General features: G+C 56.1%; 14 protein-coding genes. 3 read left to right on the forward strand and 11 right to left on the reverse strand.

What is annotated here, in order from left to right; translation table 11 throughout:
* Positions 1-47: 47 nt before the first annotated feature.
* The 10 genes from HHJ16_RS06120 to HHJ16_RS06165 all read right to left on the reverse strand — a co-directional run bounded on the left by HHJ16_RS06120 (position 48) and on the right by HHJ16_RS06165 (position 9,200).
* Complete coding sequence (locus HHJ16_RS06120) at positions 48-1,253, reverse strand: glycosyltransferase family 4 protein (protein WP_293641606.1); 1,206 nt, start codon at positions 1,251-1,253, stop codon at positions 48-50.
* Positions 1,250-2,023: a polysaccharide deacetylase family protein gene (locus HHJ16_RS06125; protein WP_293641608.1), complete on the reverse strand. Its 774-nt coding sequence runs from the start codon at positions 2,021-2,023 to the stop codon at positions 1,250-1,252. The genes HHJ16_RS06120 and HHJ16_RS06125 overlap by 4 nt, the downstream gene beginning before the upstream one ends.
* A complete protein-coding gene (gene rng / locus HHJ16_RS06130; protein WP_293641610.1) occupies positions 2,020-3,495 on the reverse strand; it encodes a ribonuclease G in 1,476 nt (491 codons plus the stop codon). Before rng ends, HHJ16_RS06125 begins: the two co-directional genes overlap by 4 nt.
* Positions 3,496-3,516: 21 nt before the next feature.
* The gene (locus HHJ16_RS06135; RefSeq protein ID WP_293641612.1) at positions 3,517-4,119 is read right to left on the reverse strand and encodes a Maf family protein; all 603 of its coding nucleotides are present in this window, start codon (positions 4,117-4,119) and stop codon (positions 3,517-3,519) included.
* 38 nt (positions 4,120-4,157) lie between these two features.
* Positions 4,158-4,625 carry a 23S rRNA (pseudouridine(1915)-N(3))-methyltransferase RlmH gene (gene rlmH, locus HHJ16_RS06140; protein WP_293641614.1) on the reverse strand — a complete coding sequence of 156 codons (468 nt, stop codon included), beginning with the start codon at positions 4,623-4,625 and terminating at the stop codon, positions 4,158-4,160.
* Entirely contained in the window at positions 4,622-5,485 is an 864-nt protein-coding gene (gene rsfS / locus HHJ16_RS06145; protein ID WP_293641615.1) for a ribosome silencing factor, read from the reverse strand. Before rsfS ends, rlmH begins: the two co-directional genes overlap by 4 nt.
* Before the next feature lie 26 nt (positions 5,486-5,511).
* Complete coding sequence (gene nadD, locus HHJ16_RS06150; RefSeq protein WP_293641616.1) at positions 5,512-6,144, reverse strand: nicotinate (nicotinamide) nucleotide adenylyltransferase; 633 nt, start codon at positions 6,142-6,144, stop codon at positions 5,512-5,514.
* Positions 6,141-7,058, reverse strand: a complete 918-nt coding sequence (hemF, locus tag HHJ16_RS06155) for an oxygen-dependent coproporphyrinogen oxidase (protein WP_293641618.1) — start codon at positions 7,056-7,058, stop codon at positions 6,141-6,143. The genes nadD and hemF overlap by 4 nt, the downstream gene beginning before the upstream one ends.
* Positions 7,059-7,131: 73 nt before the next feature.
* Complete coding sequence (gene purD / locus HHJ16_RS06160; protein WP_293641619.1) at positions 7,132-8,439, reverse strand: phosphoribosylamine--glycine ligase; 1,308 nt, start codon at positions 8,437-8,439, stop codon at positions 7,132-7,134.
* Between the two features lie 35 nt (positions 8,440-8,474).
* Positions 8,475-9,200 (reverse strand): YebC/PmpR family DNA-binding transcriptional regulator, encoded by a 726-nt coding sequence (locus HHJ16_RS06165; RefSeq protein ID WP_293641620.1) that lies wholly within the window; start codon positions 9,198-9,200, stop codon positions 8,475-8,477.
* Positions 9,201-9,501: 301 nt separating this feature from the next.
* Here HHJ16_RS06165 and upp point away from each other — a divergent pair, with 301 nt between their 5' ends.
* A complete protein-coding gene (gene upp, locus HHJ16_RS06170) occupies positions 9,502-10,131 on the forward strand; it encodes a uracil phosphoribosyltransferase (protein ID WP_293641621.1) in 630 nt (209 codons plus the stop codon).
* 49 nt (positions 10,132-10,180) lie between these two features.
* On the opposite strand, the gene HHJ16_RS06175 is transcribed toward upp, so the two are convergent.
* Positions 10,181-11,371 carry a PHB depolymerase family esterase gene (locus HHJ16_RS06175; protein ID WP_293641622.1) on the reverse strand — a complete coding sequence of 397 codons (1,191 nt, stop codon included), beginning with the start codon at positions 11,369-11,371 and terminating at the stop codon, positions 10,181-10,183.
* Between the two features lie 258 nt (positions 11,372-11,629).
* On the opposite strand from HHJ16_RS06175, the gene HHJ16_RS06180 reads away from it, so the two are divergent.
* Both HHJ16_RS06180 and HHJ16_RS06185 read left to right on the forward strand, forming a co-directional pair.
* A complete protein-coding gene (locus HHJ16_RS06180; protein ID WP_293641623.1) occupies positions 11,630-12,601 on the forward strand; it encodes a rhodanese-related sulfurtransferase in 972 nt (323 codons plus the stop codon).
* A gap of 8 nt (positions 12,602-12,609) precedes the next feature.
* Positions 12,610-13,308, forward strand: coding sequence for a glutathione S-transferase (locus HHJ16_RS06185; protein ID WP_293641624.1), 699 nt, complete (start codon positions 12,610-12,612; stop codon positions 13,306-13,308).
* The last annotated feature ends 10 nt before the right edge of the window (positions 13,309-13,318 follow it).

Below are 13,318 nucleotides of genomic sequence, written 5' to 3' on the forward strand. Positions count from 1 at the left end.
CAAAGGCGGAATCGGTTGCGGACTTAGATTCATGTATTTACCAAGGTCTAGTGGGAACGAGCGAAACGCGATGCAGCCTTTGCGATATCGCGGTACATCACCTCCTGCTGACCAGCGATTTTGGACCAGGACCACTGGGCTGCGAAAGAGCGGGCTGCTTCGGATAAATGCCGGTACAAGACAGGATCGTCAAGAACTCGACCAAGCCTTTCCGAAAGTTGCTTGGCGTCGGTCGGGGAAGGCAGTATCAATGCATTCACGCCATCCGTAAGCAGGCCTGCAATGCCACAGTAGCGCGAATCACTCACCACAATCGGTAATCCATAGGCCATCGCCTCGAGGACCACCATGGCAAATGTGTCTTCAAGGGTAGGATGCGCCAGCACATCCGCCGCCCGATACAAAGTTGATATCTCCCTAAGATGCCCCAGAAAGTACACTCGCTCAGCCACTTTCAAGGCGATAGCCTTTTGCCTGAACCTATCGATGTAAGAAGGATTACCCACCACTGCCAAGGCAACATTTGGGGGCAGGCGCTTCAATGCCTCCAGCAGAGTATCCAGGCCTTTTTTCTGATAATCGTTGGCTACAAAAGCAATCAGCGGTCCCGCCGTCGGCAGGCCCAAACCGAGTCGCGCAGCCAAGCGGTCTGGCCCAGCTGCCGGCAAAACTACGCCTGGCGGGATGACTGACAGGGCTAATGAGCAGCCCGGGTAGGTCCGTTCGAGAACTTCTTTTAGCGTTGGCGAGGTGGCGACTATGTGGCGCTGATCCCGAAGTGCAAACCGGAATTTTTCGATCGCAAGATAGGTCAGCAAACGCGGACTGGTAACGACCTTAATCCATCGCAGCAAGCGACGCCCACCCGTGCGCTGATGGAACAAGTTGTATTTAACCGGCAAAACGTGAACCGTCTGGACATCGCCGTGCCAGGTATTTTCGTGCGAGTGCACCACGTCAAATCCGCGCCGGGTCGCCCACCAGGTGGCCGTGGCAAACCACAACTGGTTCATCCAGCGGGGCTTGCGTAGCGGCGCTGAAATGCGGTGGTAGATCACACCAGGCCAATGATGGTCTATTTCCTGAGCAAATACATGCATTTCATGCCTCGCGGCGAGCTGCTCGACCAGCGCAATGGAATAACGTTCGGCGCCTCCGCCGGTTGGGGAAAAAGTTCGGTTGAATACTGCAATCCGAAGTTTTTTCTGACTGGCTGCAGCATCCTCACCAGAGCTAGAGGGACGCAAATTCATTTTTTCCGACGGTCCTCATAGCCAGTCGCAATCTTGAGCCAAAAAACCGGCAAGCTGGTCGAGCGTAAAACCGGCACTCGCGGAAGTTGCAGCCAGTCTGACCCCGCATGACAGCGACTACGCTCCGTAGTAGTAGCACTCACAAAGCCTAACTGACGGGCCATGGTCACATGTTTGGCTTCATAGTGACCGTAGGGGTAGCAAAAATGATTGACTGGCTGGCCAATCACTGACTCTAGTTCACTTTTTCCCCGCGTCATTTCAATATGGCAAACGGCATCATCAGCGGCCAATAAATTCACGTGAAGATGAGTGTGCGAACCAATCTCTTGCCCTGCCAAGACCCATTGACGAATCTCCGCCTGATTCATCAGTGGCGTCTGTGCAATGCCCAGGCTCTCATCCCACAGATTGGTCTTGCCGAGGAGCCCGCTTACGGCGTAACAGGTGGATGTAAACCCTTGTTTCCGCAATGTAGGCAAGGCATGCGTGAGATTATTTCGATAGCCATCATCGAACGTAATGCCGATTACTTTTCCGTCCTGGTCGCCACTCAAGTAAGGCTGCAAACCAGTCATCGACAAGCCGGTGAAGCCGAGCATTTTCAGGCAGGCCATTTGCCGCGCAAAGGCATCGGGTGTCACATACAAACTGCGGAAGGGACTGCCTTTGGCCGGAGCCTGGGCGATCTGGTGGTACACCAGAATTGGAATGGGCCGGTGATTGGCAGTGCGGGTAGTCGCCGTGCGCGGAAGAACGCTTGAGGTCATAGCAGGACGATGTCGTACTGTTCCTGCGCCATAGCCGCTTCGGCTTGCAGAGAAATTGGCTTGCCGATAAAGTCGCTCAGGCTGGCCAGATGCCGGCTTTCTTCATCCAGAAAAAGCTCAATCACTTTGGGCGAGGCGACGACGCGGAACTCCCGGGGATTGAACTGTCGGGCTTCGCGCAAAATTTCGCGCAGGATGTCATAGCTTACGCTGCGCGCGGTTTTGACGACGCCTTTGCCGATGCATGCGTTGCAAGGTTCGCACAGCTGATGAGCCAGCGACTCACGGGTTCGCTTGCGCGTCATTTCCAGCAAGCCCAGCGCAGAAAACCCATTGACGGTGGTTTTGATCCGGTCACGCGCCAGCTGCTTCTGGAACTCAGCCAGCACCGCGTCCCGGTGATTTTCCTTCACCATGTCGATGAAATCGAGAATCACAATACCGCCGAGATTACGCAGGCGAAGTTGCCGCGCAATCGCCTGCGAGGCTTCGAGATTAGTTTTGAAGATGGTGTCATCGAAATTTCGGGCACCCACAAATCCGCCGGTATTCACGTCGATTACCGTCAGGGCTTCCGCTTGGTCAATGATCAGGTAGCCGCCAGATTTGAGGTCGACCCGCCGGCCCAGCGCTTTCGCAATTTCTTCGTCAATGTTGAATAAATCAAAAATCGGCCGCTCCCCGCTGTAAAGCTGAAGCTTTGGTACGGTGGCGGGCATGAACTCCGTTGCAAAGGTCTTCAGTTTTTCAAACTGCTCGCGTGAATCGATGCGAATGGTTTGCGTACTTTCCATCGCCACGTCACGCAACACACGTTGCAGCAGGCTGAGGTCTTGGTGCAACACCGAAGCGGACGGCACGCGTAGCGAAGTGTCCTTAATACGTGCCCAGGTTTTGCGTAAGTAGGCAATGTCTTCTGCCAGCTCTGCGTCAGCGGCATCTTCCCCGTTGGTCCGAAGAATGAAGCCACCGCCCATGTCCCCGCTAAGCGCCTGGACGCGCTGGCGAAGTTCTTCGCGTTGCCGCAGCGGGATTTTTTGCGAAACGCCGATATGATTGTCTTGGGGCAAAAAAACCAGCAGGCGGCCCGCAATGCTGATTTGCGTCGTCAACCGTGCGCCTTTGGTTCCAATGGGGTCTTTGAGCACCTGCACCATGAGGGATTGACCGTCAAACAATTGCTTCTCAATGGGCTGGAGCGGGGTCGGGGACAGTGCCTCGCTCTCAGCGTGGCGGCTGTTGATGCTGCTCATCAAATCGGCGACATGCAAAAAAGCAGCCCGATCCAAGCCAATGTCGATGAACGCTGACTGCATACCGGGTAGCACTCGCGCTACCTTGCCTAAATAAACATTACCTACGAGGCCGCGCTCCAGCGTGCGTTCAACCTGCAATTCCTGCACCGCGCCTTGCTCGACCACAGCGACCCGGGTTTCCTGCGGCGACCAATTAATCAGGATATCTTGTTGCATGGGCTTTAAAAAAATTACGCGCTAAATTTTGAGACCAGCAGCACGCAAGAGCAGGGCCGTTTCCCGCAACGGGAGCCCCATGATGCCACTGTAACTACCATTAATACGCGTGATATGCATCGCCACCCTTCCCTGAATGGCATAAGCCCCCGCTTTATCCATCGGCTCGCCGGTTGCCACATAAGACCGGATTTGCGCAGCCGTCATGTGATCAAAGCTCACCCGCGACGTACTAAGCGCCTCCAAGCGCCGCCGCCCCTGTTGTATCGCTATGGCAGTCAGGACGCGGTGAGTTGCACCGGCCAAATCGCGCAGCATTCGCGCAGCGTCCGGGGCATCGTCCGGTTTCCCGTAAATGGTGCGTCCCAGTGCCACAGTGGTGTCGGAGCACAAAATAGGTCCTGACTTAAGTTGCCGATGCTTCAGGCGCGCTACGGCCGCGTCAAGTTTGAGGTTTGTGACCCGCTTGACATACGCCGAAGGCGTCTCATCTTTAAGCATCACCTCCAGCGCCTCAGCGTCTTCACCGGCATCCGGCAACAGCGGCTCATACCGGACTCCGAGTTGCTCAAGCAATTGCCGGCGTCTAGGGCTTTGCGAAGCAAGATAGATGAAATCAGCCATGAACGCTCAGTCGTGCCGGGTAAAGCGCGGAGGCATGCTTACTCACGGTGGTAAGGGTGGTTAATAGTGATGCTCCAAGCCCGATAAAGCTGCTCAATTAGTAGCACCCGCACCATGGCGTGTGGCAGCGTCAGGTCTGACAAACGCAGACGTTCGTGCGCAGACTGCTTGAAACTGGCTTCCAGCCCATCGGGCCCGCCAATGACGATCGCGACATCGTCGCCGGACAATTGCCATCCCTTAAGTTTTTCGGCAAGTGCCATCGTGGTAATTGCAGTACCCCGTTCATCCAGCGCCACGACACGGCAACCCCGGGGAATGGCGCTCTCGATGCGTCCCCGTTCCGCGGCAAGCAAACCCTCCATAGTTTTGGACGCACGAGGCTCTGTTTTGACCGCCTTGAGCTCGACTTTTAACTCGGGGGGAAATCTTTTGGCGTAGTCGTCGTAAGCCGTTTGAGCCCAATCAGGGACCTTCTGGCCGACGGCTATGATCAACAGCCTCATTTGCTCCGAGTCGCGATTTTCTTGGCAGTGGGTACCTTGGCTGACGTTTTACTGGCAGCTTTAGGCGTAGTTTTAGTGGTCGCCTTGGCAACAACTTTCTTGGCTGGCGCTCTTTTAGAGGCAGGCAATTTAACGCTCGGCGTTTTGGTCGCTGGCCCGGTTTCCGATTTTTTCGATGCGGGCTTGGCGGTCACTTTAGCGCCTAACTTTGCGCTGACCCTGGCTGATTTAGCGATCGGCTCTGCCGCAGGAGTTGTTGCGTTCCTTTTGGCGGTCCAGTCGTTAGTTTTGCCCACCCTGCCAACATAGCTGCTGTCGGCTACGTGTGCGAGAACTTTTGCGGGATCTTTGGCGACGCGTAAAGCTGTTTTGACGCCGGGCTTCACGGCAGATTTCGCCCCGGGTTTCCGTTTCAATGGAGCAGTAATCTCTGCTTTAATTTGAGGTTTGGAAGCTTTCACCAGAGGCGCTGGTGCACCTAATTTGAGCTTAATGGGTTTGTCGCCCCAAAGCTCTTCCAGGTTGTAGTACTGGCGGATCGTTGGCTGCATGATGTGCGCGACCGCCGCGCCGCAGTCGACAATAATCCACTCTCCGTTGCTCTCGCCTTCGATGCGGGGTTTGGCAAACCCAGCGTCCCGCACTGAATCGCGCACACTGGCGGCGAGTGCCTTGGTCTGGCGATTGGAAGTTCCCGAGGCTACGATCACGCGCTCGAACAAAGACGTGATGTGCTCAGTATCGAATACCTGGATATTCTGCGCCTTGACATCCTCCAAGCCATCAATGATTGCGCGCTGCAATTTCTGCACATCTTTCTTGTCGGCTGGGCTGGTGGTTTTGACAGTATTGGAGGTCATGCAGTGCTTTGCTTCAAGGAGGAAAATTAATAGGAACGGTACAGATGGTGGAGTGAAATATAACGCGCAACCGACGCGGGAACCAGCTGGGCGATTCCCGCAGCAGAAACCTCATCCGAGGCCAGCAACTTGCGAATTTGGGTGGCACTAACAGGCATCAAAGGAAGCTTGAGTGCAGCAAAGCGATTGTTGTGGCCTGGAAAAGCGTCACATTGAGTCTGAGTCAGCGTGTATTGCGCGCGATCAGCTATACAAATTATAGCAAGTTCGGAAATCGCCTGCCAGCGGTGCCATTGCCTGAATGCTGCGAACTGGTCCGCCCCGATGAACAGGTAAAGTTGGGCCTGAGGATCTTCAGCTTGCAAGGTCCGAAGCGTATCAAACGTAAAAGTCGGTGCCGCGCGTTTTAATTCTCGGTCGTCCACCACCACCCGTGGCATCTCTTCGAATGCCAATCGGGTCATGGCCAGCCGATGAACAGGCGCACTCAACGCTCTGGCCTTGTACCACGCCGGCCCGGTCGGAATAACATACAGAAGGTCTAATTCAAACTGGTCCAGCGCCGCCAATGCCAGGGCCACGTGCGCATTGTGTGGTGGGTCAAACGCGCCCCCAAACACACCAATGCGCTTGACCCGCGGAGAGGAGTCCGCACTCAAATCCAGTCCCGTCTGACCAAAAACTCTTTGTACAAACGCTCTTCAGGCGATCCGGCTTCAACCTGGCGCTGATAGGCCCAGCTCGCCAGCGGCGGCATCGACATCAGAATGGATTCAGTGCGGCCGCCCGACTGCAAGCCAAAGTGGGTACCTCGGTCCCATACCAGGTTGAACTCCACATACCGGCCTCGCCGGTAGAGCTGGAAGTCGCGCTCCCGGTCGCCATAAGGGGTATCTTTTCGGCGTTCGACAATCGGAAGATAGGCCCGCAAAAACGAATCCGCCACGCTTTGCATCATGGCAAAGCTCTGGTCCATACCCAATTCCTGAAAATCGTCGAAAAATATGCCGCCTATGCCGCGCTGCTCGTTTCGGTGCTTGAGGTAAAAATAGTCGTCGCACCATTGTTTGAAACGCGGGTATTTGTCGCTGCCAAACGGCGCCAACGTATCTCGGCAAACCTGGTGGAAATGTACGGCGTCTTCGACAAAACCGTAGTAAGGTGTCAGATCCATGCCACCGCCAAACCAGCACACGGGCTCGCCGATTCCAGTTGTCGGCGTCGCTGCGAGCATGCGCACATTCATGTGCACGGTCGGCACGTAGGGATTGCGGGGGTGAAAAACCAGCGAAACGCCCAAGGCTTCAAAGGGTGCTCCCGCCAGTTCGGGCCGGTGTTGGGTGGCCGAGGGCGGCAGCTGAAGACCGCGCACATGCGAAAACCCGCACCCGGCGCGTTCAAACACCACACCGCGTTCCAGAATCTGGGTCGTGCCATTTCCCTGCAGCGACTCACCCGGCTCTTTTTGCCAGTGATCGGTCACAAAAGACTGCCCGTCAACCTTGACAACCGCACTGGTAATGCGCTCCTGCAGTTCCAGCAGAAAGGTCCGAACGGCTGAAAGATCAATCATATTAATTTCACCTGGGAACCCACTTAACTATGTCAGAAGGGTGAACGGGACGGGGCAGCTAACTCCACTCCCATCAAGCTTTGATAGCCCGATGCCCGATATCCTTGCGGTACTGGACGCCGTCGAAGTGAATACCTTGCGCAACCTCGTAAGCGCGATGCTGAGCGGCTTTGACGGTACTGCCCAGCGCGGTCACACATAGCACGCGCCCACCAGCAGTCACTGTGACGCCATCTTGTTCGCGCGTCCCGGCATGGAAAACTAAAACATCCTCAGCCGCCTTGGGCAGACCGTGGACCGCATCGCCGTTGCGGGGATTGAGCGGGTAGCCGGCGGCGGCCATCACCACGCCCAAAGCCGGGCGGCGATCCCACTCAAGCTCCACCTGATCAAGCGTGCCAGAGGTCGCCGCCATCATCACTTCATACAAATCCGTTTTCAAACGCATCATGATGGGCTGGGTTTCAGGGTCACCCATGCGGCAGTTGAATTCCAGCGCCTTAGGTTTACCTTGCGCGTCGATCATGAGGCCCGCATACAGAAAGCCGGTAAACGGAATGCCGTCTTTTTCCATGCCCTTGATGGTGGGCATAATAATTTCGCGCATAACGCGGCCGTGCACCTCGGGCGTCACCACAGGAGCCGGTGAATACGCTCCCATGCCACCCGTATTCGGTCCTTGGTCGCCATTCAACAGGCGCTTGTGGTCTTGGCTTGTGGCCATAGCGGTCACGTTTTTGCCGTCGCACAGCACAATGAAACTGGCTTCTTCGCCCTGGAGGAATTCCTCGATGACCACCCGTGGTGACACTTTGCCATCTGCGTCCTGGTTGTGGGCAACACCCAACACGTTTTGATCCGGGCCGCTGGCTAGCATGAACTCAATCGCCTCATGCGCCTCATGCAGCGTCATGGCAACCACCACGCCCTTCCCTGCCGCCAGGCCATCGGCTTTCACCACGATAGGCGCGCCTTGTTCATCGATATAAGCATGCGCAGCCACCGCATCCGAAAAAATCTCGTAGCGTGCTGTGGGAATATGGTGGCGCTTCATGAAAGCTTTGGAAAAGGCTTTCGAGCTTTCAAGTTGGGCCGCCGCTTTAGTAGGGCCAAAAACCCGCAATCCATGCATGCGAAATTCATCCACAATGCCGGCTGCCAGCGGTTGCTCGGGGCCGACCACCGTGAGCGCTATTTTTTGTGAAACTGCCCACGAACGGAGTTCCTGAATATCCGTAATGTTGATATTCTCCAGCCGCGCATCCAACGCCGTACCACCATTCCCCGGGGCCACATACACGGCTTGCACTTTCGGCGATTGAGCCAGTTTCCAGGCAAGGGCGTGTTCACGGCCGCCACTGCCCACCACTAAAACTTTCATGCTGCAGCTTTCATTGTTGAGGCTTTACGGCTTGTTTATTCGGAAAGAGAGGTGTTATGAAAGACTTCTTGCGTGTCGTCAAGATCTTCCAGTACATCAAGCAGCTTTTGCATTTTCTGGGCTTCGTCACCCGTCAGCTCAATCGTGTTGTCGGCACGCATGGTCACTTCGGCCAGTTCGGGCTTAAGGCCAGCGGCTTCCAAAGCGTGTTTCACAACTTCAAATTCAGCGAACGGCGTTAGTACTTCAATAGCGCCATCGTCATGCGAGATCACATCGTCGGCGCCCGCCTCTAAAGCCACCTCCATGACCTTCTCTTCGGGCGTGCCAGGCGCAAAAATTAACTGACCGCAGTGTTTAAATTGAAACACCACCGAGCCTTCAGCGCCCATATGGCCACCGTGCTTTGCAAACACGTGGCGAACTTCCGCCACCGTGCGCACCCGGTTGTCGGTCATGCAATCGACGAGGATAGCCGCCCCGCCAATGCCATAGCCTTCATAACGAATTTCCTCGTAATGAACACCTTCCAAATTACCCGTCGCCTTGTCGATGTTGCGCTTGACGTTGTCTGCGGGCATGTTGGCGGCCTTGGCCTTCTCCACGGCCAGCCGCAAACGCGGATTGGTATCCAGGTCACCGCCCCCCAAACGGGCTGCCACCATGATTTCGCGGATTACCCGCGTCCAGACCTTGCCGCGTTTGTCGTCCTGACGACCCTTGCGGTGTTGAATATTCGCCCACTTACTATGTCCAGCCACGGCAAAACCCTCAGTTACTTAATGAATCGATCGATTAATTGATTTAATCTACAGCCTGCATTTTACTTTTTCACTTGCCGGCTAACCCTGATCGCCGAATCCGGAAAAGGCGCTTGATGTCTGCGAAGAACACACCAATCTAATATACCTTGTGACCTACCTGGGCGTAGCCACAATGTAATTACCGGCACCCCGGTTAGCGGCAAGCGTTGACGTTTCAAACGAAAAATGCCCCGGAAATGAGCCGGCATCTGCGGGGCAAAAAGCATTCAACAATTAACGACAAGAAAGTCACTGATCTATGAGCAACGTTTACCTAATTGACCACCCCCTTGTGCAGCACAAGCTAACACTGATGCGCCGCAAAGACGCTTCCACGAACACCTTTCGCACTTTGCTGAATGAGCTGAGCAGCCTGATGGCTTATGAGGTGACGCGGGACATGCCTCTTCAGGAGGTCGAAGTCGAGACGCCACTCGAAACCATGACCGGCAAGGTGATTGATGGCAAGAAACTGGTATTTGTTTCCATTCTGCGCGCAGGCAATGGCATCCTAGAAGGGATGCTCAATGTGGTTCCAGGTGCCCGTGTAGGTCACGTGGGCCTGTACCGGGACCCCAAAACGCTGGAACCGGTTGAGTATTACTTCAAGATGCCGCAGGAGATGGAAGAGCGCGACATCGTCATCGTCGATCCCATGTTGGCCACCGGAAATTCAGCCATTGCCGCCGTGAACAGACTTAAAAAACTCAGGCCTAAATCTATTAAGTTCGTCTGCCTGCTGACCTGCCCGGAAGGTATCGCGGCGTTACAAAAAGCCCATCCGGATGTAGCCATTTACACCGCAGCCATTGATCGGCAACTCAACGAGCATGGCTATATACTGCCCGGCTTAGGCGACGCAGGTGACCGCATATTCGGAACAAAATAGGCAAAATCCCGCCACGGGCGTGAGCAGCCTCTTTGCCTATTGCCATTTTTTAGGTCTCCACGCCAGCCAGTACACTGCGCGTCAGTCGATCCGGGCTTGGGGATTTAGAGGCCCGCTTGTGGTGTGCAAAGAAAGTCCACATCATCAGCGTCGAATCAGGCCCTTCAGGCGCACTAAAAGCCACGCTGGCATCGCCGCCGCTCCAGGCATGGCCCAACGCGCCGATTTCGCACTTCACCAGCTGAGGTTTTCTGCCGGCATAGTAAGTCGCAGTCTGGTAGGTGTGGCGGGGGCTGCGTCCGCCTAGGCGCCCCGGATAACTGCGGATGACCGCCTCAGGTCGGGTAATGACCGACTCATTGATGATCCGGAATTGCTCTGACAGCTGGGCCACATTGATGCGGCGCACAACCGGGTCGCGCTCGCCGTGGATCAGGATTACGGGCATGCCGGGGAACTGCGGCTGCGCTTTGACCAGGGCATGTGCCGTTTCGCTGTGTGCCAGGATGGCGCCGTGCTGCATCGCACGGTAAGCGCTCATGGGAGAGTCGGTGGTGCCGAAGACCGGTGCCGAATGCAAACCGACTGCCGCAATCATCTCGGGATAGCGCACGGCCACTATAGTCGCCAGCGCTGCCCCAGCCGAGAGCCCCGCTACATACGTACGCGACTCGTCGAACCCGTGCTTGCGTTGCACATACGCAATCATTTCTGCAATCAACCTGACGTCGCCCAACCCCTGCTGGGTCGCTCGCTTGTACCAGTGCCAGCAGCCGTGTGAATCTGCCGCGGCCGATTGCTGCGGGTACAGCACCGCAAAGCCCTTGCGTTCGGCCAGTTGGTTCATGCGTGTTGCGGCGGCAAAATCGGGGGCGGTCTGCTGACATCCGTGCAGCATGACGACCAAGGGCTGTGTCGTCTGAGCCGCGCCAGCGGGCAAATACAGCCAGTACGACATGCGCCGCGTGGGCGCCAGCCGTCCTGCTTCAGGTATTGAAAAATACGATTTCTTCCAGACGCCGGGCAGGCCGGTCGCTGGGCGAACGGGCTCCGCAGACAAGGTGCGACGGACCTTTGCAGCCTTGGGCTTGGGCACCTTCACCAGTTTGGCGCGCCGCACTGGTATGGCCCGGGCAGCCTTGGGCAAAAGGCTCTTAAACAGCTTGCGGCCTTGCGCCCGTTGGGCTTTGCCAACTCGGGAGAGGTTCTTAAGCCACAAACTGCTCAAGCTTTTAGCCATCGTGCAAATAAAAGGGCTAAGCCGCGGAATGGTATGCTGGATTTGCTACCTTTGGGAAAAGTCGGCAGCCTTGGATTTTCAATCATGCGGTTCAGTATAGGCATATTTTGCTGCACTGCAGCAAAATACATCCACACAGTGGTAACCATATCCCGCGCAGCCTGAAGCCGATTCCACGGGACTCCGCTTGCCCAGTAGCCAACCCGTTACGATTCAGTTCGTAGCGACATAGCCTTGACTCCATTTCGCCACCCAAGCATGACCGTCCTGACCGCCGCCCTGTACAAATTCGTTGAGCTCCCGGACTTTGCCGAGCTCCAGGCACCCCTGCTCGCCTGCTGTGAATCCCACGCCGTAAAAGGCACGCTGCTGTTGGCTCCCGAGGGCATTAATGGCACCATTGCCGGGAGCCCGCAAGGCATTTATGCAGTGTTGGCCTTTCTTCGCTGCGATCCCCGGCTGTCCACGCTCGACCATAAAGAAGCGCCTACCGACAAGCTACCGTTTTATCGCATGAAGGTGCGTCTAAAACGGGAAATAGTGACGCTTGGCGTGCCAGACTTGCATCCGGCGCTCATGGCGGGTCGCTATGTCAAGCCGGCACATTGGAACCAGTTGCTCCAGGACCCTGACATCGTGCTGGTGGATACACGCAACGATTACGAGGTCTCCATTGGCACTTTCACCGGTGCTGTCAACCCGGGCACCAGCAGCTTTTCAGAGCTACCGGACTGGGTGGAACGGGAGATGTGTGAAGGCGGGAAGCTGGCCATGGTGGATGGCAGAAAGCCCAAAGTCGCCATGTTCTGCACCGGTGGCATACGCTGCGAAAAATCCACTGCGTTGCTCCGCTCCCACGGCTTCGACGAGGTGTATCACCTCGAAGGCGGCATCCTCAAATATCTCGAAACGGTGCCGGTAGAACTAAGCCGATGGCAAGGCGAGTGTTTTGTGTTTGATGAACGCGTGGCCGTCGGGCATGGGCTAAGCGCTGGTCATTACACGCTGTGCCGTTCTTGCCGCGACCCCCTGAGCGACCAAGACCGGGCCTCTCCGCTGTTTGAGCTTGGCGTCAGCTGCGCGCACTGCCACGCTGCCACGAGCGAGCAGCAAAAGCAAGGCTACCGTGAACGTCAGCGCCAGGTAGAACTCGCCGATGCACGCCAGCAAGCCCATATCGGTGTGAGCCAGGGGGCGCACAGCGACGTACGGTCTTCAGACACCTCCTGAGCTTTGCAATGACACCCCTGCCGGCTGCGGCACTTGAACCCGACCTGCCCGTTTTGTATTCTTTTCGTCGCTGCCCATACGCCATACGGGCACGATTGGCGATAGCAGCCAGCGGTCTAACCTGTGCGCTGCGCGAAGTGGACTTACGCAATAAACCGCAGGCCTTACTGGATACCTCGCCAAAAGGCACGGTGCCCGTGTTGATTACCCTCGATGGACGCGTGTTGGACCAGAGCCTGGACATCATGCTCTGGGCGTTAAAGCAGCATGATCCCGAAAGATGGCTAGCGCCTGAGACTGGCTCAATTGAATCCATGCAGACACTGATCGCTCAATGCGACGGCGACTTTAAACAGCACCTAGACCGCTATAAATATCCTGACCGTTATAAAGACACAAAAATAGGTGAGCGCAAAGACCTTGGAGCGCAAACTTCCCAAGCGGCGGGCGCCAAATTTCTGCTTCAACTCAATGCACGTTTGGCCATCGGTGGCTATCTTTTCGGCTGCCGTGCGGCGTGGGCTGACATGGCGATTGCACCGTTTGTGCGCCAGTTTGCAGACACTGACAGGGAATGGTTCGACCGACAGCCTTGGCCCCGCTTGCTGCATTGGTTGTCAGCTTGGCAGTCATCCGATCTTTTCAAACGCACCATGGACAAGTACCCCCCTTGGATATCCGGTGACGTGGGTACGCGCTTCCCCTGAATTAGCAATT

This window comes from Polaromonas sp., from assembly GCF_012927485.1.
Lineage (GTDB): Bacteria > Pseudomonadota > Gammaproteobacteria > Burkholderiales > Burkholderiaceae_C > Polaromonas.